A 21,284-nucleotide genomic window follows, 5' to 3' on the forward strand; every position below is an offset into this window, starting at 1 on the left:
GCGGGAAGGGGATTTGATCGGATGACGGAGGGATCGGCGAACGTCGGCGCGGCGCTCCGCGCGGGCTATTCCGACCTCGGGGCTTCGATCAACGCCTGCTGGGCGGCGCTGCTGGCCGCCATCGTCCTGACCGTTCTGGCCGCGACCCTGCCGCCCGCGATCAAGACCTTGGCGCTGGTCGTCGCGACGGTGATCGCGCAGGGCGCGCTTTATCGACGCGCCTTCGGACGGGCCCCGGGCCTCAAGGGTCTGCGATGGGGGCGCGACGAGTGGCGACTGCTAAGCGCGCACGTCATGGCGCTGGGCCTGATCCTGCTGATCGGCTCGATCCTGCTGGTGGTGGTCGGGGCGATCGCCTGGGGCGTCGCCCGCGCCAGCGCGCCTGATCTGGACGTCGGCTCGGCCAGCGCGTGGCGTCAGGCGCTGGCCTCCGCCGGTCCCGCCGGCCTCATCGCGGGTCTGGCGCCGGTGGCGTCTCTGGCGTTGCTGGTCTGGCTGGCCCTGCGCCTGGCGCTGGTGGCGCCGGCCACGGTCGATCAGTCGGGCGTGCGGGTTTTGAGCGCCTTTCCCCTGACAAAAGGTCGTGTTGCGACGCTTCTAGTCGCCGTCTTGGCGCTGGCCTTGCCGCCGCTCGCGGCCGGAGGCTTGGTCGGCGCGAGCCTCCCGCGCGCCGACGAGCTTCTGGCGGCGGCGATTGTCGCCATGATGACCTATTTGTATCTGGCGCCCGTCCTGGCGGGCGCCCTGACCCATATCTACCGCCAGAGCGCGGTCATACAGGACGCCTAGATGTCTGTTCGTCCCGTCGAAGCGGCCACCGAAGGCCTCCGGATCATGCGGCGCAAGCCGACCGTCGTCCTGGCCTGGGCGGTGTTCTCGCTCGTCATGCTGCCGGTCCTGGGCCTGGTGGCCAATATCGTTCTGGGCAAGGAGGGGCTCAAGGTGCTGGCTGGACGGGCCGGCTCGGCGGACCCTCGCGAAATCCTGGACCTCGTGACGCATCTGGGCGGCGCCATGGTGCTGCTCATCGCGCTGGCCCTGCTGTTGGGTTCGGTGCTTTCGGCGGCGATCATCCGCTCTGTGATCGAACCGGCCAATGACCGCTTCGCCTATCTTCGCGTCGGCAAGGAAGAGGTGCAGCTTTTGGTGGTCTCGTTGATCACCTGGGCGGCCGCCCTGATCGTCACCGTCATCCCGTCCGGCGCGGTGGTGATGGGGACGTCGCTGCTGTCCGGTCCGGCGGCCAACTGGTTCGGAACGGTGGGCACTCTGGCGGTGATCGGCCTGTCGCTCTGGGTGGGCGTGCGGCTGTCGCTGTTGGGTCCGCACGCCTTTTCGCACCATCACATCGACATCCGCGCCGCCTGGATCCAGACCCACGGTCAGTTCTTCCGGCTGCTGGGGATGTTCGTCATGACGATCGTGATGAGCGCGATCGTCTCGATCGTCGGCGCGACGGTGTCGAGCATCGTCGCCGGTCTGTTGGGCGGCGGCGTCAATGTGCGCGCCGCAGGCGTCAACGCCGGCCTGATCCTGACCTTGCTGGCCAATCTGTTGCTGGCGCCGGTGTTCCTGACCCTTCAGGCCGTGATCCTCGCCGCGGCCCCCGCCAAGGCCTTCGCCCATTTGAACCAGGACGAGATCGACGCCGGCCTGCACCCCTGAGGGGGCGCTTAGGCCGACGCGCTGGGCCTTGCCGCCATCCGTTCGCGCCAGGCGATGACGTTCCTGGCTTCGTCTGGCGTCGGCAGACCCACGAAGTCGGCGAAGTCCAAGGTCGTCTGGCCGGCGATGTCGGCGATGGTGTAGGTCTCGCCCGTCAGATAGGGGCGGCCGTCGGCCAGTTCGCGATCGAGCCACAGCTGGATCTTTTCGACGACCTCGCGGTTCGACTCTCCAAATTCCTTGTTCTGCTTCAGAAGATGCGCCGTGAACGGATGGGCGTGGCGCCAGAACATGCCGACCGGCACGGTCAGGCGCAGCTCGATCCGGCGCGTCCACATCTCGATCATCGCCTGCTCCAGCGCCGAAACGCCGAACAGCGGGGGCTTGGGGTGCAACACCTCGAAATAGCGGCAGATGGCGACGGTCTCGCTGATCGTGGTCCCGTCGTCCAGCTCCAGCACCGGCACCTGGCCCAGGCTGTTGCGCGCCAGATGCTCCGGCGATTTGTGGCCGCCTTGGCGCAGTCCGATCGGGATCTCGGGCACCGACAGGCCCTTCTCGGCCAGGAAGATCCGCACGCGCCGAGGATTGGGCGCGGGCATGGCCTCGCCATAGAGCTTCATGGTGTCCTCCCAATTTTAAAACGGATGTTAGAGGCGCGCCGACCCACGCCGCAAGCCCGTGCGAAAAAGGCTTCGCCCACCCTGTCGAAGCGGCGCGAACCTGTTTAGCCTCAAGGCTTATTCGCCATCCTGTGAGTTCGTCATGTCCAAGTTCTCGGCCTCCGACGCGGCCTTCTCCGGCTTCCGGCTGGTGCGGGAGAACCTGAAGACGATTGGCGTCTGGGCGGTGGCCATGACGGTGCTGTCGATCGCGTCGAACGTGCTGGCCATCCAGTTCTTCGGTCCCAAGCTCGAAGCCCTGCTGAGCTACATGACCGACACGAACAATCCGGACCCGGATGAGTTCTTCAATCGCGCCTCGGGTCTGACGCCGTTGATGCTGTGGATGCTGCCCTACAGCCTGATCGTCAACGGCGTGGTCTTCGCGGCCCTGAACCGCCTGATCCTGCGTCATGACGAGAGCCGTTTCGCCTATCTGCGGCTTGGCGCGGCCGAGTTGCGGCAGGCGGTCCTGTGGGTGCTGACCAGCTGCGTCTTGATGGGCGTGCTGTTCCTGGGCTCGGCCGTCTCGGGTTTCCTGGGCGCGCTCGGCGGCGCCACGGGCGCGTTCCTCGCCCTGCTGGGCCTCGTTGGGGCGCTGTGCGGCGTCGTTTATCTGGCCGTGCGCCTGTCGTTCGCCTCGGCGGTCACCTTCGACACCGGCAAGATCACCCTGTTCAAGTCGATGCCGCGAACCGAAGGGCTCTTCTGGCCGCTGCTGGGGGCCTATCTGTTGGCGGCGGTGATGAGCATCATCGTCGTGCTGCTGATCTGGACCATCGTCTCGGCTATCGGCCTGGTCGCGTCGGGCGACTTCGCGGCCACCGGCAAGATGCTGCGCGCCGACACGACCTCGCTGCGCGCCTATTTCACGCCGGCCGGGGTGGTCCAGGCGCTGTTCTCCGGCCTGATCAATGTGCTGACCACCTTGATCGTCTTTGGCCCCGCGCCGTCCATCTATCGTGAGCTGAAAGAGCGCGAGGCAGGCGTTTCCGGCGAGGGCGGCTGGTAGGCGATACCAGTCGCGCCCCAGGCCAAGTCCCCCGTCCCGAGGTGTCGATGAACGGGGGGCTGTTCCGCGGCGCTTAGGCTCTCTTCGCCTCTTTCTTCAGCTCAGCCACCCGCACCTTGCGGCGTTCCTCGTGGCGGTCCAGCAGCTCCTTCAGGTAGCGGCCGGTCCAGCTGGCCTCGACCTTGGCCACGTCCTGGGGCGAGCCGACAGCGACGATCTGGCCGCCGCCGTCGCCGCCCTCGGGACCGAAGTCGATCAGCCAGTCGGCGGTCTTCACGACGTCCAGGTTATGCTCGATGACCACCACGGTGTTGCCTTGGTCGGCCAGCTCGTGCAGCACCTCGAGCAGCTTCTTGGTGTCCTCGAAGTGCAGGCCGGTGGTCGGTTCGTCGAGGATGTAGAGCGTCCGGCCGGTGGCCCGGCGCGACAGCTCCTTGGACAGCTTGACCCGCTGGGCCTCGCCGCCCGACAGGGTCGTCGCCTGCTGGCCGACCTTGATGTAGCTGAGGCCGACGCGCTTGAGCGTCTCCATCTTGTCGCGGATCGGGGGCACGGCCTTGAAGAAGTCGGCGGCTTCCTCGACGGTCATGTCCAGGACGTCGGCGATCGTCTTGCCCTTGAACACCACGTCCAAGGTCTCGCGGTTGTAGCGCTTGCCCTTGCAGACGTCGCAGGTGACGTAGACGTCGGGCAGGAAGTGCATCTCGATCTTGATGACGCCGTCGCCCTGGCAGGCCTCGCAGCGGCCGCCCTTGACGTTGAAGCTGAAGCGGCCGGGGCCATAGCCGCGCGCCTTGCTTTCCGGCAGGCCCGCGAACCAGTCGCGGATCGGGCCGAAGGCGCCGGTATAGGTCGCCGGGTTCGAGCGCGGGGTGCGGCCGATCGGCGACTGGTCGATGTCGATGACCTTGTCGAAGTGCTCCAGCCCCTCGATCCGCTCGTGCGGGGCGGGGGCGTCGCTGGCGTTGTTTAGACGGCGCGCGGCGGCCTTGTAGAGGGTCTCGATCGTGAAGGTCGACTTGCCGCCGCCCGACACGCCGGTGATGCAGGTGAAGGTCCCGACCGGGATCTCGGCCGTGACGTCTTTCAGGTTGTTGCCCGAGGCGCCGACGACCTTCAGCACCTTCTTCTTGCTGATCGGGCGGCGCTGCTCCGGCACCTCGATCTCGCGCGCGCCGGTCAGGTACTGACCGGTGACGCTCTTTGGATTGTCCATGATCTCTTGCGGCGTGCCCTGGGCGACGATCTCGCCGCCGTGGACGCCGGCGGCCGGGCCCATGTCGATCACGTAGTCGGCGGTGAGGATCGCCTCCTCGTCATGCTCGACGACCAGCACCGAGTTGCCCAGGTCCCGCAGGCCCTGCAGCGAGGTCAAGAGGCGGGTGTTGTCGCGCTGGTGCAGGCCGATCGACGGCTCGTCCAGTACGTAGAGCACCCCGGTCAGGCCCGAGCCGATCTGGCTGGCCAGGCGGATGCGCTGGCTCTCGCCGCCCGACAGGGTGCCCGAGCCGCGCGACAGGTTCAGATAGTCGAGACCGACATCGACCAGGAACCGCAGGCGATCATTGATCTCCTTCAGGATTCGCCGGGCGATCTCCATCTGCTTGTCGGTCAGCTTGCCGTCCAGGCTCGCGAACCAGTCGCGGGCCGGGCGAATGGCCAGCATCGACACCTCGGCGATGTCCATGCCGTCGACCTTCACGGCCAGCGCTTCCGGCTTCAGCCGCTTGCCGTGGCAGGTCTCGCAGGGGGTGTCGGACTGGTAGCGGCCCAGTTCCTCGCGAACCCACGAGCTGTCGGTCTCGCGCCAGCGGCGCTCCAGGTTCGGCAGCACGCCCTCGAAGGGTTTCTCGACCTCGTACTTCCGCGCGTTGTCGTCGTAGGTGAACTTGATCTTGGTCCCCTTGGACCCGTTCAGCACGACGTCGCGCGCGTCGGGCGACAGCTTGTGCCACGGCTCGTCCATCGAGAAGCCGTAGTGGCGCGCCAGGGCCTGCAGGGTCTGAGTGTAGAGCGGCGACGGACCTTTCGCCCACGGCGCGACGGCGCCCTTGTGCAGGCTCTTGTCCTTGTCAGGGATGACGAGGTCGGCGTCGAAGGCCAGCTTCGCGCCCAAGCCGTCGCAGACCGGGCAGGCGCCCGCCGGGTTGTTGAACGAGAACAGCCGCGGCTCGATCTCGGCGATCGTGAAGCCGCTGACCGGGCAGGCGAAGCGCTCCGAGAACAGGATGCGCCTGGGCTCCTTCTCACCTTCCTCGATGGTGGCGAACTCGGCCACGGCCAGGCCGTCGGCCAGGCGTAGGGCCTGCTCGATAGAGTCGGCCAGGCGCTGCTCCATGTCGGGCTTGGTCACCACGCGGTCCACGACCACGTCGATGTCGTGCTTGAACTTCTTGTCGAGGGCCGGGGCGTCCTCGATCGGATAGAACTCGCCGTCGATCTTCAGCCGCTGGAAGCCGGCCTTCTGCCACTCGGCGATCTCCTTCTTGTACTCGCCCTTGCGGTCGCGAACGACGGGGGCCAGCAGGTAGAGACGCGTGCCTTCGGGCAGGGCGGTGATCTTGTCGACCATCTGGCTGATGGTCTGGCTTTCGATCGGCAGACCGGTGGCGGGCGAGTAGGGGACCCCGACCCGCGCCCACAGGAGGCGCATGTAGTCGTGGATCTCGGTCACCGTGCCGACGGTCGAGCGCGGGTTGCGGCTGGTGGTCTTCTGCTCGATCGAGATCGCCGGCGACAGGCCTTCGATCAGGTCGACGTCCGGCTTGCTCATCAGCTCCAGGAACTGGCGGGCATAGGCCGACAGACTCTCCACATAGCGGCGCTGGCCCTCGGCGTAGATCGTGTCGAAGGCCAGGGACGACTTGCCCGAGCCCGACAGGCCGGTCAGCACGACGAGCTCGCCGCGCGGGATGTCGACGCTGACGTCCTTGAGATTGTGCTCGCGGGCGCCGCGCACGCGGATGAAGTTCAGTTGTTCAGCCATGTTTCCCGGAACGTTCGGGCCATGAGAAGGCTCACGGCGCAACGACTATATGTAGGGCTCGGCGCGGGGATTAACACAAGAACAAGGTGTGAACAAATGTCTCGCGCCCGCGAGGATGCGCCTGCTGACAGCGGGTGTCAGCAATGTGCGAAGAGCGCGCCCGAAAAGGACGCAACGGCGTTCGCATTCCCTAAACCCTGTTTGGAAGCGGGTTCTTCAGCTCACGCATGATGTAAAGGCCACGTTCGGGCTGAAGCTCGACCTCGATAAGGAGCGAGCGATGGCCAAGCCCGAGGCCCAAAGCGCCAAACAGGAAGCCAAGCAGGATGCGTTTGACGCGCTCAAGCCGGGCAAACCGCGCTCGATCGTCATCGACGGATTGGTGTTCATCGGCGGCGTCGGGTCGCTGATCTACGTTCTGCACACCATGGCGCCCAACTAGGGCGCCGTCCGGCGCCGCTTGCCGCGCGACGCGCCAACGCCTAGATTCGCCGCTCCTATCCGATGGAGGCTCCCATGATCAGCAAGACGGAAGACCGCTTCGTCCTCTCCGTTTCCCTGACCTTGGGTTCGCATGTCCTTCATCACCTTGGATTCCGTTTCCGCCGCCACGCCTGACGGCCGCCTTCTCTTCGAAAACCTGAACCTGTCGATCGGGGCCGAGCGCATCGGCCTGGTCGGGCGCAATGGCGCGGGCAAGTCGACCTTGCTGGCGCTGATCGCGGGCGCGCGCCCGCCGTTGGCGGGAAGCGTGGCCCGGACCGGGACCGTCGCGGTCCTGGATCAGTCGCCCGACGTCTCGGCCGACGCGCGGCTGGCCGACCTGCTGGGCGTCGGGCCGGACTGGGATCGCCTGGCGCGCATCCAGCAAGGCGAGGGCGACGAGGCCGACCTCGCCCACGCCGACTGGGACCTCCCCGCGCGGCTTGAGCAGGCCTTGGCCGATGTCGGCTTGCCCGGCCTCGATCCCGAGCGGCCGGCCGCGTCGCTATCGGGCGGACAAGCGACGCGGGCGGGGCTGGCGCGGCTGCTGATCGCCCGACCCGACGTCCTGCTGCTGGACGAGCCGACCAACAATCTCGACGCGACGGCGCGAGAGATGGTGTCGCGCGTGCTGGCCCGATGGCGCGGCGGGGCGGTGGTGGTCAGTCACGACCGGGCGCTGCTGCGCGGCATGGACCGCATCGTCGAGCTGTCGTCGCTCGGCGCGCGGTCCTACGGCGGCGGCTGGGACCTCTATGCCGAGCGCCGGGCCGAAGAGGCCCAGGCGGCTCGCCGGGATCTCGACCACGCGGAGAAGGAGGTGCGCCGCGTCGCCCGCGAGGCCCAGGTCGCCCGCGAACGCAAGGATCGCCGCGACGCGGGCGGCCGCCGGTTCGCCGACCGGGGCGGAACACCGAAAATTCTGCTGGGCGCGCTGGCCGAGCGGGCCGAGAACAGCGGCGCGCGCGAGGGCAAGCTCGCCGATAGGCTGGCGGCCGAGGCGGCCCGGGCCAAGGCGTCGGCCGAGGCGCGCGTCGAGCGCGCCCGGACGCTGGGGTTCGATCTGCCCCCCTCGGGACTGCCGCAAGGGCGCGAGGTCCTGGTCTTCGACTCGGTCGCCTTGGCCTGGCCGGACGGACCGCCGATCATCGAGGATCTGTCCTTCCGCATCGCCGGCCCCGAGCGGGTGGCGGTGTCGGGCGCCAATGGGACCGGCAAGACCACCTTGATCCGCCTGGCGACCGGGGCGCTGTCGCCCACGGCGGGCGCGGTGAAGCGGTCGGTCCCCGCGGCGCTGCTCGACCAGCGGGCGGCGTTGCTGGCCGACGACCAGACCATCCTCGAGAACTTCCGCCGCTTGAACCCCGCCGCCAGCCAAAACGACGCTTATGCGGCCCTGGCCCGATTCCTGTTCCGCAACACCGCCGCGCACCAGATCGCCGGCACGCTGAGCGGCGGCGAGCGCCTGCGGGCGGCCCTGGCCTGCGTATTGAGCGGCGTCTCGCCGCCGCAGCTGCTGATCCTGGACGAGCCGACCAACCATCTGGACATCGCCTCGATCGAGGCGGTCGAGGCGGCGCTGTCGGGCTATGACGGGGCGCTGCTCGTGGTCAGCCACGACGAGGATTTTCTCGACGCCATCGGCATTGAACGCGGGATCGCGCTCGGTTAGCGGCTCAAGGGAACATCGTTTTAAGGATCGCGACGTCTGCACATTCCCGCCTTCATTCGAGCCAATCTGCCGCTGGAACCCGCGCCCGGCGCGCCCGAGGTGCGCCTGCACACCGCCGGTCCCCGCAGCGGGCTGATGCGCCTGGCCAAGGCCGACCCCGCGTTCGGCTCGCCCTACTGGGCCCGACCGTGGGGCGGCGGCCTGGCCCTGGCGCGGCATGTGCTGGACTGTCCCGAAAGCGTGGCGGGCCGGCGCGTGCTGGATCTTGGGGCGGGTTCGGGTCTGGTCGCCATCGCCGCCATGTTGGCGGGCGCTCGGGCGGCCTGGGCGGTGGATATCGATCCCTACGCGGTGGCGGCTATCGGCCTCAACGCCGCCGCCAACGGCGTGAGCGTGGAGGCGACGCTAGCGGATCTGACGACCGGCGATCCGCCCGCCGTCGCCCTTGTCCTGGTCGGCGACCTTTTCTATGACGCCGTCCTGGCTGAGCGGATCCTGGCCTTTCTGGACCGCTGCCGCGCGGCCGGGGTGGCGGTGCTGATCGGCGATCCCTGGCGCGAGTTCCTGCCGACCGAACGTCTCCGCGTCGTGGCCGACTATCCGGTGGCCGACTTTGGCGACCCGGCGGGCATGACCCGGCCGGCCGCGGTGTTCGCGTTGATCTAAGAGTCAGGCCTTGCGGTTGAGGGTGATCGCCGCGCCCATCTGCGGGCGGTCATTCATCATCGCGCCGGCGCCGTAGGTGGCGGCCGGGGCGGCGCGCTGGTTGGCGATCTCCTCGGCCACGGCGCGGACCAGACCCTCGGTGACCACGCGGGCGGCGTTCACGGCGCGAGCCTGCCGGGCCAGCACGGCGTCGAAAGCCTCGGTGGCGCGGATCAGGCGTTGGCGCAGCTCAAGACGGGCCGCCTCCACGAGGGCGATATTGGCCTTCACGCGCATCGACTCATGTCGATAGAGGTTCGCCAGCTTGGCGGTTTCCTCGACATACTGCGCGGCCTCGTGCGGCCGGCGGCTCTCGAAGGCCTGGGCCTCCTTGGCGATCAGGTCGGTCAGGCGTTCGGTCAGCAGGATCAGCTGGGTGACGCGATCATCGGCGTCGACGGCGGCGAGAGCCATGGACTATTGCTCCTTCAAACCCTGCATCTTCAGCATCTCGCGCTGGATGCTGGCGGCCAGGCCGATCCCGCCGGCCTTGGTGATCTGCTTGGACATCGCGTCGGTCAGGACCGACTTGAACATCTCCTCGCCCTGACCCCCGCCGAACGTCTCGTCGGTCTTCACGCCGGCGGACATCTGCTGGAACATCACAGACAGGAACGAGCTTTCGAAGTTCTGGGCGGTTTCCTTGATCTTGGCGCGCTTGGCGGCCTCGTCGGCCGCGCCGAGGGCGGTCTTGGCCACGTTGCGCGCCGTCTTGGCTGTGGCCTCGGCCGCGCTGGCGATGGTGTTGACCTGGGGAGCGAGGGCGGAGAGCAGGCTCATTACATCACCTCGATATCGGCTTGCAGGGCGCCGGCGGCTTTCACGGCCTGCAGGATCGAGATCATGTCGCGAGGCGTGACGCCCAGGGCGTTCAGCCCGCCCACCAGGCTCTTCAGCGACGGCGAGCCGCCCAGCGTGATCAGCTTCTTGCCCTTTTCCTCGTCGACCTTGACCGTCGACTGCGGCACCACCGCCGTCTGGCCCTGGCTGAACGGCGCCGGCTGGCTGACGGCCGGGGTCTCCTGGACCGAGATGGTCAGGTTGCCCTGGGCGATCGCGACCTTGCTGATGCGGACGTCGTCGCCCATCACGATCACGCCGGCCACTTCGTCGATCACCACCTTGGCCGGGCCGTCCGGCTCGACTTCCAGGTTCTCGATCGCGGTGACGAAGCTGATCATGTCGACACCGGCCGGGGCGCGGATGGCGACGATGGTAGGGTTCTGCGCCTGGGCGCAGCCGGGATAGCGGTTGTTGATCGCGTCGGCGATGCGGCGCGAGGTCGTGAAATCCGGATTGCGCAGGGTCAGACGGAGAATATCCATATTGACCATCTGGAAGCCGGTCTCGCGCTCGATGATGCCGCCGCCGGCGATGCGGCCCGCGGTCGGGACGCCCTTGGTGACCGAGCTGCCCGACGCGCCGCCCGCCGAGACCGAGCCCGTCTGCACGGTGCCTTGCGCCACGGCGTAGGTCTGGCCGTCCGCGCCCTGCAGGCTGGTGACGATCAGCGTGCCGCCCAGCAGGCTCTTGGCGTCGCCCAGGGCCGAGACCGTGACGTCCAGCTTGGCGCCGGCCGCGGCGAAGGGCGGCAGGTTGGCCGTGACCATGACGGTGGCCGTGTTCTTGGTGTTCAGATTGGCGTCTCGGACATTGACGCCCTGGCGCTCAAGCATCGCCTCCAGGCTCTGCTTGGTCATCGGCGCGTTGCGCAGGCTATCGCCGGTGCCGTTCAGGCCCACGACCATGCCGTAGCCGACCAGCTGGTTTTCCCGGACGCCCTCGAAGGACACGATGTCCTTGATGCGCGACTTGGCGAAGGCGGGCGCCGCGACGAGCGACGAAACCGCGACAAGGGCGATCAGGAGCGTGCGAAAGAATGAACGCGGCATGGTGGTCTCGAAGGCGATACCGGGGTCGGGACACATCCCCGCGCCGTCCCATGCCAGAAGCGGGCCAGTTCTCTCCGACGGGCTAGGGCCTTGTGACTCAAGGGATTCCCGATTGGCCGCCGGGCCGCCTGGCGCCGAACGGCAGAATCTGCCCGGCATTAACCATACTTCAAGCGGATGGCGGACTAATGTGATCCAAGGCGCGGGAAGCGTGACTCGCGCGCGTAGGCTTATTGGAGCTGTCGGATGAAGGTTTCTAGCACGGGAGGCGTGGGGGCGACCGGCGCGTCGCGGGCCAGGCCCGCCGGCGGGGCGTCGGGCTTTTCGCTTCCGTCCGTGAACGCCGCCAGCGGCGCGGCCAGCACGGCGGCCGTCGGCGGTTTGACGGGCGTCGGCTCGGTGGACGCGCTGCTGGCGCTGCAACAGATGGAAACCGTCGGCGGCCCGCTGGAGCGCCGCAAGCGGGCGGTGCGCCGCGCCGACAATATTCTCGACATCCTGGGCGAGGTGCGGATCGCGCTGATCGACGGCGAGATCTCGCCGAGCGCCCTGGATCGCTTGACCCGCGCCGTCCGCGAGCAGCGCGACGCGACAGACGACCCCCGACTCGAAGGGGTGCTCAACGAGATCGAGACTCGGGCCGCCGTCGAGCTGGCCAAGCTTCAGGCGCGGAACAGCTGACATGGGCGGGGCGGCGAACAAGATCGTCGTTCGCCTCCGCCACGCTTGGCGCGTTCGCGCGTTTTATATCCGTCGCCGCCGCGGTCTTCGAGCCGCCGCGCGGGTCGCGCGACCTGAACGCGCCGCTCACGCGAGGTTCATTGAATGCGGCTCACCTTTTGCTATAAGCACGCAGCCCTCGAAGGCTGAGTTCATTGGGGCGTGAGGCGTTGATGCAAACGGCCACTGTTCTAGTCGATAAGTCTGAGTACCGTCCTTCCGAGGACGAGCCTTTTATGAACGACCGGCAGCTTGAGTATTTCAAGAACAAGCTGCTGGCCTGGAAAGAAGAGATCCTTCGCGAATCGCGCGAAACGGTCTCCCACCTCCAGAAGGAAACCGAGAATCACGCCGATCTCGCCGATCGCGCGTCCTCGGAAACCGATCGGGCTCTTGAGCTCCGCACCCGCGATCGTCAACGGAAGCTGATCTCCAAGATCGACCAGGCCCTGCGCCGAGTCGAGGACGGCTCCTACGGCTACTGCGAGGAGACGGGCGAGCCGATCGGCCTGGCCCGGCTGGACGCTCGCCCGACGGCGACGCTCAGCCTGGAAGCCCAGGAACGCCACGAACGCCGCGAACGCGTCCACCGCGACGACTAAGCGCCCGCTTCAGCGACTGATGTGTTTCAAGCGGCCTTGGGTGGGGAGCCCAGGGCCGCTTTTATTCGTGGGGTGCGGGACGGCTTGCGAGCTTGAGGGGACGTTGGATAGCCTAACGCTCAAGCACCTCAGGGGCAGACGGTTGCTCAACCAGGGTCATCCGCATTACGTGCACTTCCGACGCCATTCCGAGAAAGGCTACGCCCGGAATTACACCGCCCTCGAACGACAGTATGAACAAATCCCAATAACCTTGAGAATTGAGCGCGGACCAGCACCAGCCGATCTTGCCCCCAATACAATCAGCTAGTTGTTCGACGTCGATCCACCGACCGCCGCTAGGTTCCGCAACATCGGTTAGCGAGACGATCAGCTCGTCAGTGTCACTGTTTACGGTGATGTGTAGACCCAGGGTCTCGCCCATCACGACCATTTCCCACCAAGTGGGCCTCGGATCGTCCGCCTCGACCTTAGCCGTTATGCGGCAGGTCGATTGACCCTGGAGATCGTCGTAACGGTCGAAATCAAACCGCACGATGCCCTGGGCGCGAGGAAGTTCATCAGAATTCATGGGAGGCTTCCGCTCGGGGTGGTTCATAGTCCACTACCCACACTCGGCCGACACTTGTCTAACCCCCTCACCACATCGTCTTGGCCGCGCGTCCGGGCCATTCGCGGTCGTAGGTCTCGCCGCCGACCTCGCCGGCCGTGACCGCCGCCAGCATGGCGCCGGGCGTGGGCAGGGACTTGGGATCGACGTGGGTCTCGGGGTTCCAGAGGCCCGAGCGCACGATGGCGCGGGCGCATTGGAAATAGGCTTCCTCCACCGTGACGATCATCGCGGTGCGCGGCGCCTTGCCATCCACGGCGAAGCTTTCCAACAACGCCGGATCGGCGCTGATCACCGCGCGGCCGTTGACGCGGAAGGTCGTGCCCGAGCCCGGGATCAGGAACAGCAGGGCCACGCGCGGATCGCGGATGACGTTGCGCAGCGAGTCGATGCGGTTGTTGCCGCGCCGGTCGGGCAGGATCAACGTCCGGGGATCCTCGATGCGGACGAAACCCGGCAGGTCGCCGCGCGGGCTGCAATCCAGGCCCTCGGGACCCGCCGTGGCCAGCGCCACGAAGGGAGAAGCCTTTATCAGCGCGGCGTAGTGCGGGGTGATATGGTCGGTGACCTTGACGGTCGAGGCCGGGGCGGGAAGCGGCTGGTAGAGCGCTTCCAAGGCGTCGACCGTGGTGATCTCGTGCATCGCGTTCTCCCGTCCCCCGAGTCTAGCGGAGGGAGCCGCGCCGATACAACTCAAGCCATCAGCGCCTGGGCGCAGGCCTCGGCCAAGATGCGCGGCGAGATTGGCTTGCCGACGATCGGCCGCAGGCGGTCCTGCACAAGGTCGGAATTTCCGGTCACATAGACGACGGGAATGGAGCCCAGTTGACGCTGAATGGCCTCGACGGCCTCGACCCCCGTGCCCCCCACGATGCGGTAGTCGGCGGTGATCAGGTCCGGAGGATTGGCCAAGGCCAAGGCCAAGGCGTCGCCGGGGCTGTCGGCGATATCGAAACTGGTGAAGCCCTGTTCCGCCAAAAGGGCCTCGACTTCAAACGCGATGAGGATTTCGTCCTCTATAATCAACACATGGCGGGCCTTAGCGTGCTCGGTCATCCGCCGCAGCCTTCTCTCTCGTCCCGAACTCATTTCAATGTCGCCAAGGAGCGGCGCGCCAGTCGCGTTTTCGTGATCCCCGCTATCGCGTGGGTTGATCTGATTTGGACTGGCTGCGCGGGAAGCCGAAGCGGAGTATGGATCCATAACAGTAATAAGCATCAGCAGGAGCGCCCATTGTCTTTGATTCTCGTCGAAAAGCGCGGCCACGTCGCCATTCTCACCTTGAATCGGCCGGAAGCGATGAACGCCCTGGGCGCGCCCGGCGATGGCGACCAGGTGGCCGCGGCCTGCGAGGCGATCAATGACGACCAGGACATCCGCTGCGTGGTCCTGACCGGGGCGGGCCGGGCCTTCTCGGCCGGCGGCGACGTCAAGGCGATGAAGGCCCGCGAGGGGGCTTTCGGCGGCAACGGGGTGGCGGTGCGCGACGGCTATCGCAAGAACATCCACCGCATCGTCCGCGCCATCTACGGCCTGGAAGTCCCTTCGATCGCGGCGGTCAATGGCGCGGCGATCGGCCTGGGTTGCGACGTGGCCTGCATGACGGACATCCGAATCGCCGCCGACACCGCCAAGTTCGGCGTGACCTTTCTGAAGCTGGGCTTGATCCCGGGCGACGGCGGCGCGTGGCTGATGCCGCGCACGATCGGCATGAGCCGGGCGGCCGAGCTGTTGTTCACCGGCGACGTCATCGACGCGGCCAAGGCGGCCGAGTGGGGCCTGATCAGCAAGGCCGTGCCGCACGCCGACTTGATGGGCGAGGCCCTGGCCCTGGCCGAACGGATCGCCCAGCAGCCGCCGCACGCCCTGCGCATGGCCAAGAGCCTGCTCAAGCACGGCCAGAACGCCAGCTATGACACCCTGATGGAGATGAGCGCCGCCGCCCAGGCCATCGCCCACCACACCGAGGACCATATGGAAGGCGTCGACGCGATCCTCGAAAAGCGCGCTCCGGTGTTCAAGGGCGCCTGAGGTCATGGGCAAGGAAGCCAGCGGCGTCTGGGGCCAGCTGTCCGACGGCGAAAGCGAGGGCAAGCTCCTCTGGGAGCCGCCGAAGCTGATCTTTCGCGGCGCCTATCGCGGCATCTATCAGGGCCACGCCTTGAAGAACGTGCGGGCCGAGGGCGACGACCTGGTGCTCAGCGACGGCACGCGCTTCACGCTGGAGGCGGGCCAGGCCGAGAAGTGGGTCCACGCCATCCTCAACCCGCCCTCGCGCCTCGATAAACTGGGCGTGAAGCCGGGCATGACCGTGGTGGTCGACGGCGTCGAGGACGAGGCGTTCATCGCCGAACTGGAAACCCGAGTCGCTCTGGACGAGGCGGAGGAGGGGATCGACCTTCTCTTCCTCGGCGCCGAGGACCTGGCGGATTTCGACCGGCTGGAGGACTGGGCGGGCGCCCTGGCGGCCAAGGGCGCGGTCTGGGTCGTGGCGCGGAAAGGCAAGGGCGCGCCGCTGAAGGACGCCGAGATTCTGGAGGCGGTGCGGGGCCTTGGGTTTACGGACACCAAGGTCTGCGCGTTCTCGTCCACGCACACGGCGCTGAGGTTCGTGAAGCGCAAGGGCGGGTAGGTCGTCTCGCGAACGGTTACGGACATCGACGGGCCATGCGCTGGGCCGGGTGGTTACCCGCGATCGTAGCGCCGTGAGGCCGGACGTTCTCAAGAAAGCGCGAAACGCCATTGAGATAGTTATTACTATTGTTATGCTCGGCGCGAAGGGGCGTCGGCGCCGTTGCCCGACGACGAAGGACCTCGGATCCCGGGAGTATTTCATGACTAGCGAGGTTGCAGGGCGTCAGCCGACGGTTTTGGAGGTCGAGGCGCTGCCGACCCTGGCGGACTACGGCTATGACGGAGGACGGATCGCCTTCCGCAGGTTCTGCGCCCAGGTGTTCGAGCCCGGCGCGCCTCGTTTTCTGAAAAGCGACACCGGGGCCTTGGTCGTGTTCCGCCACGCTGACCTGCGCGCCATGGCCGCTAAGCCGGAGCTGGCGGCCATGGCCCCCAATCAGGTTTTTCCGGGCGTGCTCACAGCCGAGCTGCCAGAGGAGAAGCCCGTGGGCTTCGCCATCGCCGATCTGATCAAGAACCAGCTCTTCGGCGCCAATGGCGAGCTCAACGCGAGCTTGCGCAAGGTGCTCCTCAACCAGATCGGGCCCAAGCCGACGGCCGCGCGCACCGACGTCGCGCGCGCGATCGCCACACGAATCCTGGAAGGCTTGCCCTTGAACCAGGCCGTTGATCTGGTCGAACAGATCGCGGAGCCCCTGATCGGTCTTTACTGGGGCGGTCTGATCGGCATGAGCGACCAGGACGCGCTCGCCGCGGCCGTCCAGGCTCGCAGGATGACGCCGATGCTGTTCCTGCGGATGGATTGGGAGGGCATTCGCGAGGCCGACGCCGCGGCTAAGGCCTACCGCGCGCTTGTGGAAGGGAGTGGGCAGCGAGCCCTTGAGGCGGGGCGTTGCCCGTTCGTCACGGCGATAGCGCACGATCTCGCGGCCATCGATATCGCTGACGATCTCGACTATGGCGGCTATGTCCCCAAGACCGTCGGAGCGTTCCTCGCCGGCAATCTTTTTGACGGCTTCCACACGGCCGCGTTGGCTATCGCGAATACGGTCCGCACGCTGCTGGATCATCCTGAAGTGATGACCCAATTGCGCGCCGAGCCGGAAAAGGTCGCGGCCGCCGTTGTGGAGTGCCTGCGGCTGGAGCCGCCGGTTATCCATCTCAACCGGATCCTCAGCGCCGATCTGGCTTACGATGGCCTGATCATTCCGGCCGGCACGCGGGTCCTGATGATGTGGGCGGCCGCCAACCGCGATCCTGAAGCTTTCGTGAATCCCGATCGATTTGATCTGAACCGGCCGCAGCAGGGTTCGACAACGTTTGGCGGGGGCGCCCACATCTGCCCTGGGCGTTTCGTGGCGAGTCTGGCGGCCAGGAGCCTTATCGACGCCATGATCACCGAAAGGATCGAGGTGCGCGCGGCTGGCGACATCGACGACTGGATCGATAATCACGCCATGTGCCAACTGCGGCGGCTACCCGTGACGCTTGAAAAGCTGGACGCCTGACTCAGCGTCTCCATCGCGCCTCGCCGCGAGCGGCGAGGCGCGATCTCCTTACGAGACAAGGTTGGTCTGGCGATCCCCGCCGCGAGCTTAAGGGTTTTAGAGCGTGATAGCCGAAAGTGTGAGCGGTTTCGGCGGTTATCACGCTCTAAATGTTTGATTTAGAGCCTTATTTTTCCGCTCGAATGATTCCATTCGAGCGGATAAGGCTCTAGGCGGCTGCTTTCAGGGACGTCGCCTTAGCCCCCGTCTTGCGCCCAAATTCCATCACGCCGTCGTCGACCTTGCCGTAGCGCAGGGTCACAAGGTCCAGGGCGTAGTTCTGGTGGGCCTTCCAAGGCTTGCGCGCGCCCTGCTTGGGGAACTGGCCGATCGAGCGGGTGATGTAGCCGGACGAGAAGTCCAGCCACGGCTCGACCTCCATGTCGGGATCGTCCACGCGCGGGACGCAGTAGTCGGCCCCGACGCGGTCCATGTGGTTCAGCAGACGGCAGACATATTCGCTGGTGAGGTCCGCCTTGAGCGTCCAGCTGGCGTTGGTGTAGCCGAAGACCGAGGCCATGTTCGGCGCGTCGCTGAACATCATGCCCTTGTAGCTCATCGCGCGGGACAGATCGGCTGGCTTGCCGTCGATGACGATCTCCATGCCGCCGACCAGTTGCAGCTGCAGGCCCGTGGCGGTGACGATCACGTCGGCCTCGAGGGTCTTGCCCGACTTCAGCTGGATGCCGGTCTCGGTGAAGGCTTCGATGTGGTCGGTGACCACCGAGCTCCTTCCGGTCTTCAGCGAATCGAAAAGGTCCGCGTCGGGCACCAGGCACAGGCGCTGGTCCCATGGATTGTACCGAGGCGTGAAGTGGGTGGCGATGTCGTAGTCGGGACCCAGATGCTCGCGCAGCATGTCCAGCAGGCGCTGCTTGACTTTCTCGGGCTTCTTTCGCGCCATGTTGAAGAACAGCATCTGCATCAGCACGTTCTTCCAGCGCGTGATGCCGTAGGCGGTCATGGCGGGAAGTTTGGACCGCAGCCAGTTGGCGATCCCGTCCTCGGCCGGGCGCGAGACCACATAGGTCGGCGAGCGCTGCAGCATGACGACGTGGGCGGCGGTCTTGGCCATTTCCGGCACCAGGGTGACCGCCGTGGCGCCGCTGCCGATCACCACGACCTGCTTGCCGGTGTAGTCCAGGTCTTGCGGCCAATGTTGCGGATGGACGATCCGGCCCTTGAAGCGCTCGGTCCCGGCGAAGTCGGGCGTATAGCCCGCCGAATAGCGGTAATAGCCCGCGCACATGTAGAGGAAGCCGCAGCTGAACTTGACGATACGGCCGTCATGCTCGGCCTCGACGGTCCAGGTCGCCGTTTCGCTGGACCAGCTGGCGCGCTTGACCATGTGCCTGAAGCGGATGTGGCGATCGACGTCATGCTCGCGCGCGGTCTCGCGGACATAGCTCAGAATGGACGGGCCGTCGGCGATGGCCTTGGCGGCCTTCCAGGGCTTGAAGCTGTAGCCCAGGGTGTACATGTCGCTGTCGGAGCGGATGCCGGGATAACGGAAAAGATCCCAGGTCCCGCCAATCGCCTCGCGTCCCTCCAGGATGGCGTACGTCTTGGCAGGGCAGTGCTTTTTCAGATGATAGGCCGCGCCGATCCCCGAAAGCCCGGCGCCGACAATCAGCACGTCCACGTGTTCCATATGATTTCCGCCCGGTTCGACGCCCGCGGTTGATCCGTCGTGGCGATAGGTGAACATTGTTTAGGAACAAAACGACCGTTTTGACCGAACGTCAACCGCGATCGCGCCCCGGGTTGGGTGACGGCGCGCGGGTTTTGATTGCATACGGAGGGGGCGGCGGCTTAAGCGGTGGTCTATGTCTCTGCGCGACTTCGGCCTTCTGATCCTGATCTGCCTGGCCTGGGCCGGCAGCAACATCGTCTCCAAGTTGGTGGTCGCCCAGTGGGGCGTGCCGCCGCTGTACTACGCCGCCGTTCGCTTCGCCCTGGTCGCGGCGATCACCCTGCCTTGGCTGTTGCCCGCGCCCCGGCCGACCTGGCGGATGGTTCTGGTGGGCCTGTTGATGGGCGGCGGCAATTTCGCGCTGCTGTTCATGGGATTCCAGACCGCGTCGCCCTCGGCGGCGGCGGTGGTGATCCAGCTGGGCGTGCCGTTCACCACCGTGCTGTCGGTGCTGATGCTGGGCGAAAAGATCCGCTGGCGACGCGGCGTCGGCATCGCCCTGACCCTGCTGGGCGCGGTGGTGGTGATGTGGAGCCCGCACGGCTTCGAGCTGTCGCCCGGCCTCTGGCTGATCGTCGCCGCGGCCTTCACGGGCTCGCTGGGCGCGGTGATGATGAAGCAGATCGAGGGCGTCAAACCGCTGCAGTTCCAGGCCTGGGTCGGCTTTTCATCCTTGTGGCCGCTGGGGCTGATGAGCGCGCTGATGGAGCCGGGGCAGGTGGCGGCCGGCCTGCACGCCGGATGGCTTTTCGTCGGGGCGGTGGTGTTCTCGGCCCTGGTGGTTTCGGTCTTGGCCCACACGGCCTATTACGGGCTGATCCAGCGCTACGAGGCCAACCTGATCGCGCCCCTGACCCTGATGACGCCGCTCCTTACGATCGGCATGGGCGTGGTGGTCACCCACGACCACTTCGATCTGCGCATGGGGATCGGCGCTTCGCTGGCGCTGATCGGCGTTCTGATCATCGCGCTGCGGCGGAATCAGGTCATGCCACTGCTGATGTCGATCCGGAATCGCGCCCTATGAGCCTGTCCTTCATCGAGGCCCCGTCGCCGAACTTCGACGCGCGGAAGGCCGTCCCCGACACCGTGGTGCTGCACTACACCGGCATGGAGACCGGCGAGGCGGCCATCGAGCGGCTGCGCGACCCCGAGGCCAAGGTCAGCGCCCACTACTGCGTCGAGGAGGACGGCCGCGTCTTCCGTCTCGTGCCCGAGGAGCGCCGCGCTTGGCACGCCGGCGCCGCCTTCTGGAAGGGCGTCAAGGACATTAACTCGGCCTCTATCGGCATCGAGATCGTCAATCCCGGCCACGAGTTCGGCTATCGCCCGTTCCCGGACGCCCAGATCGCCGCGGTGATCAACCTGCTGGCCGACGTGCGCTCGCGCTGGATGATCCCCGACAGCCGCATCCTCGGCCACTCCGATATCGCCCCGGCGCGCAAGATCGATCCGGGCGAGCTCTTTCCCTGGAAGCGCCTGGCCGAAAGCGGCCATGGCCTGTGGATCGAGCCGGCGCCGTCGCCCGGCGCGCCGCTGGGCCAAGGCGAGGAGGGGACCGGCGTCTTCGCGCTGCAAGCGGGCCTGACGCGTCTGGGCTTCGATTGCGCCCCGACCGGCAAGTACGACGAATGGACCACGACCATCGTCGCCGCCTTCCAGCGCCACTGGCTGCAGAGCCGCTTCGACGGCGTCGCCGACGGCGAGACGCGGGCGCGGCTGGTCGGTCTGCTGCGCGCGGCGGCCGACTGATGCATCCCGCTCCAGCCTTCCATGTCGAGGATCGCGCGGTCTTGCTGGGCTTCCTGCGAGTCCATCCGTTCGTGACGATCGCCGCCAGCGTCGGCGGCCGGCCGATGGTGGCCCAGTCGCCGGTCGTGATCCGCGACCTGGACGGTGAGATCGCCCTCGACTTCCACCTGTCGCGCGGCAACGTCCTGACGCCGCATCTGACGCAAGGCTTCCGCGCGGTGGTCCTGGCGACCGGCCTCGACGCCTATGTCAGCCCCGACTGGTACGAGAGCGCCGATCAGGTCCCGACCTGGAACTACCAGTCGGTCGAGGCCGAGGGCTCGGTGGCCCCGCTGAACGAGGCCGAACTGATCGCGCTGCTCGACGACCTGTCGGCCCAGGAAGAGGCGCGTCTCTCGCCGAAGACGCCCTGGACCCGCGATAAGATGAAGGCCGGCAAGTTCGAGGCCCTGTTGAACGGGGTCATGGGCGGGCGGCTGTTCGTCGAGCGGCTGGAAGGGACCTTCAAGCTCTCGCAGAACAAGAACGACGCCGACCGCCTGGGCGCGGCGAAGGGGCTGGGCGAGCATCCGATCGCGGGGTTGATGCGGGATCTTTCTTAACCCGATTTCCCCGGCGAATGCCGGGGCCCAGGTCGAGCCAGCGATCC

At 66.9% G+C, this 21,284-nt stretch carries 24 protein-coding genes; 15 read left to right on the forward strand and 9 right to left on the reverse strand.

Translation table 11 applies throughout. The features are described from left to right. The first annotated feature begins 21 nt into the window (after positions 1–21). Both OR37_RS18105 and OR37_RS18110 read left to right on the forward strand, forming a co-directional pair. Positions 22–789, forward strand: a complete 768-nt coding sequence (locus OR37_RS18105) for a hypothetical protein (RefSeq protein ID WP_004623199.1) — start codon at positions 22–24, stop codon at positions 787–789. Further along, the gene (locus OR37_RS18110) at positions 790–1,665 is read left to right on the forward strand and encodes a hypothetical protein (protein ID WP_004623201.1); all 876 of its coding nucleotides are present in this window, start codon (positions 790–792) and stop codon (positions 1,663–1,665) included. 8 nt (positions 1,666–1,673) lie between these two features. On the opposite strand, the gene OR37_RS18115 is transcribed toward OR37_RS18110, so the two are convergent. Next, positions 1,674–2,288, reverse strand: a complete 615-nt coding sequence (locus tag OR37_RS18115; protein WP_004623203.1) for a glutathione S-transferase family protein — start codon at positions 2,286–2,288, stop codon at positions 1,674–1,676. 142 nt (positions 2,289–2,430) lie between these two features. On the opposite strand from OR37_RS18115, the gene OR37_RS18120 reads away from it, so the two are divergent. Beyond that, the gene (locus OR37_RS18120) at positions 2,431–3,339 is read left to right on the forward strand and encodes a hypothetical protein (protein WP_004623205.1); all 909 of its coding nucleotides are present in this window, start codon (positions 2,431–2,433) and stop codon (positions 3,337–3,339) included. 73 nt (positions 3,340–3,412) lie between these two features. On the opposite strand, the gene uvrA is transcribed toward OR37_RS18120, so the two are convergent. After that, positions 3,413–6,325, reverse strand: a complete 2,913-nt coding sequence (gene uvrA, locus OR37_RS18125; RefSeq protein ID WP_004623207.1) for an excinuclease ABC subunit UvrA — start codon at positions 6,323–6,325, stop codon at positions 3,413–3,415. 280 nt (positions 6,326–6,605) lie between these two features. On the opposite strand from uvrA, the gene OR37_RS21915 reads away from it, so the two are divergent. The 4 genes from OR37_RS21915 (at position 6,606) to OR37_RS18140 (ending at position 9,146) form a co-directional block, all read left to right on the forward strand. Beyond that, the gene (locus OR37_RS21915) at positions 6,606–6,767 is read left to right on the forward strand and encodes a hypothetical protein (protein ID WP_004623209.1); all 162 of its coding nucleotides are present in this window, start codon (positions 6,606–6,608) and stop codon (positions 6,765–6,767) included. A gap of 62 nt (positions 6,768–6,829) precedes the next feature. After that, on the forward strand, positions 6,830–6,943 hold the full coding sequence (locus OR37_RS21530) for a hypothetical protein (protein ID WP_106404409.1): 114 nt from the start codon (positions 6,830–6,832) through the stop codon (positions 6,941–6,943). Next, entirely contained in the window at positions 6,900–8,480 is a 1,581-nt protein-coding gene (locus tag OR37_RS18135; RefSeq protein ID WP_004623212.1) for an ABC-F family ATP-binding cassette domain-containing protein, read from the forward strand. Before OR37_RS21530 ends, OR37_RS18135 begins: the two co-directional genes overlap by 44 nt. A 99-nt stretch (positions 8,481–8,579) precedes the next feature. Continuing rightward, on the forward strand, positions 8,580–9,146 hold the full coding sequence (locus tag OR37_RS18140) for a class I SAM-dependent methyltransferase (RefSeq protein ID WP_004623214.1): 567 nt from the start codon (positions 8,580–8,582) through the stop codon (positions 9,144–9,146). A gap of 3 nt (positions 9,147–9,149) precedes the next feature. Here the strand turns inward: OR37_RS18140 and OR37_RS18145 are convergent, their stop codons facing one another. From OR37_RS18145 to OR37_RS18155, 3 genes are read right to left on the reverse strand one after another with little or no spacing between them, the layout of a single operon-like run. Further along, positions 9,150–9,599 carry a hypothetical protein gene (locus OR37_RS18145; protein ID WP_004623215.1) on the reverse strand — a complete coding sequence of 150 codons (450 nt, stop codon included), beginning with the start codon at positions 9,597–9,599 and terminating at the stop codon, positions 9,150–9,152. Positions 9,600–9,602: 3 nt separating this feature from the next. Next, complete coding sequence (locus tag OR37_RS18150) at positions 9,603–9,965, reverse strand: rod-binding protein (protein ID WP_004623216.1); 363 nt, start codon at positions 9,963–9,965, stop codon at positions 9,603–9,605. After that, positions 9,965–11,077, reverse strand: a complete 1,113-nt coding sequence (locus tag OR37_RS18155) for a flagellar basal body P-ring protein FlgI (RefSeq protein ID WP_035017698.1) — start codon at positions 11,075–11,077, stop codon at positions 9,965–9,967. The genes OR37_RS18150 and OR37_RS18155 overlap by 1 nt, the downstream gene beginning before the upstream one ends. A 246-nt stretch (positions 11,078–11,323) precedes the next feature. Between OR37_RS18155 and fliX the strand changes: the two genes are divergently transcribed. Both fliX and dksA read left to right on the forward strand, forming a co-directional pair. Beyond that, a complete protein-coding gene (gene fliX / locus OR37_RS18160; protein ID WP_004623220.1) occupies positions 11,324–11,758 on the forward strand; it encodes a flagellar assembly regulator FliX in 435 nt (144 codons plus the stop codon). 212 nt (positions 11,759–11,970) lie between these two features. Then, the gene (gene dksA / locus OR37_RS18165) at positions 11,971–12,399 is read left to right on the forward strand and encodes an RNA polymerase-binding protein DksA (RefSeq protein WP_004623221.1); all 429 of its coding nucleotides are present in this window, start codon (positions 11,971–11,973) and stop codon (positions 12,397–12,399) included. 112 nt (positions 12,400–12,511) lie between these two features. Here dksA and OR37_RS18170 read toward each other — a convergent pair whose 3' ends face one another. The 3 genes from OR37_RS18170 to OR37_RS18180 all read right to left on the reverse strand — a co-directional run bounded on the left by OR37_RS18170 (position 12,512) and on the right by OR37_RS18180 (position 14,065). Next, positions 12,512–12,970, reverse strand: a complete 459-nt coding sequence (locus OR37_RS18170) for a DUF6334 family protein (protein WP_035017687.1) — start codon at positions 12,968–12,970, stop codon at positions 12,512–12,514. 67 nt (positions 12,971–13,037) lie between these two features. Then, entirely contained in the window at positions 13,038–13,652 is a 615-nt protein-coding gene (locus OR37_RS18175) for a pyridoxamine 5'-phosphate oxidase family protein (RefSeq protein ID WP_004623223.1), read from the reverse strand. Between the two features lie 50 nt (positions 13,653–13,702). Next, positions 13,703–14,065, reverse strand: coding sequence for a response regulator (locus tag OR37_RS18180; protein ID WP_004623225.1), 363 nt, complete (start codon positions 14,063–14,065; stop codon positions 13,703–13,705). Positions 14,066–14,242: 177 nt separating this feature from the next. Here OR37_RS18180 and OR37_RS18185 point away from each other — a divergent pair, with 177 nt between their 5' ends. From OR37_RS18185 to OR37_RS18195, 3 genes are all read left to right on the forward strand, one after another. Beyond that, complete coding sequence (locus OR37_RS18185; RefSeq protein ID WP_004623228.1) at positions 14,243–15,040, forward strand: crotonase/enoyl-CoA hydratase family protein; 798 nt, start codon at positions 14,243–14,245, stop codon at positions 15,038–15,040. A gap of 4 nt (positions 15,041–15,044) precedes the next feature. Next, positions 15,045–15,641, forward strand: coding sequence for a DUF3052 family protein (locus OR37_RS18190; protein WP_004623229.1), 597 nt, complete (start codon positions 15,045–15,047; stop codon positions 15,639–15,641). Between the two features lie 202 nt (positions 15,642–15,843). After that, the gene (locus OR37_RS18195; protein WP_004623233.1) at positions 15,844–17,151 is read left to right on the forward strand and encodes a cytochrome P450; all 1,308 of its coding nucleotides are present in this window, start codon (positions 15,844–15,846) and stop codon (positions 17,149–17,151) included. A gap of 208 nt (positions 17,152–17,359) precedes the next feature. On the opposite strand, the gene OR37_RS18200 is transcribed toward OR37_RS18195, so the two are convergent. Further along, complete coding sequence (locus OR37_RS18200; protein WP_004623235.1) at positions 17,360–18,841, reverse strand: flavin-containing monooxygenase; 1,482 nt, start codon at positions 18,839–18,841, stop codon at positions 17,360–17,362. A 175-nt stretch (positions 18,842–19,016) separates the two neighbouring features. Here OR37_RS18200 and OR37_RS18205 point away from each other — a divergent pair, with 175 nt between their 5' ends. The 3 genes from OR37_RS18205 to OR37_RS18215 are packed head-to-tail and all read left to right on the forward strand — an operon-like array spanning position 19,017 to position 21,237. Then, positions 19,017–19,910 (forward strand): DMT family transporter, encoded by an 894-nt coding sequence (locus tag OR37_RS18205; RefSeq protein ID WP_004623236.1) that lies wholly within the window; start codon positions 19,017–19,019, stop codon positions 19,908–19,910. Further along, positions 19,907–20,635: a peptidoglycan recognition protein family protein gene (locus tag OR37_RS18210; RefSeq protein WP_004623238.1), complete on the forward strand. Its 729-nt coding sequence runs from the start codon at positions 19,907–19,909 to the stop codon at positions 20,633–20,635. Before OR37_RS18205 ends, OR37_RS18210 begins: the two co-directional genes overlap by 4 nt. Next, positions 20,635–21,237, forward strand: coding sequence for an FMN-binding negative transcriptional regulator (locus OR37_RS18215; protein ID WP_004623239.1), 603 nt, complete (start codon positions 20,635–20,637; stop codon positions 21,235–21,237). Before OR37_RS18210 ends, OR37_RS18215 begins: the two co-directional genes overlap by 1 nt. Positions 21,238–21,284: the final 47 nt, after the last annotated feature.

Origin of the sequence: Caulobacter vibrioides OR37, from assembly GCF_000372645.1 — a bacterium.
Classification (GTDB): domain Bacteria; phylum Pseudomonadota; class Alphaproteobacteria; order Caulobacterales; family Caulobacteraceae; genus Caulobacter; species Caulobacter vibrioides_E.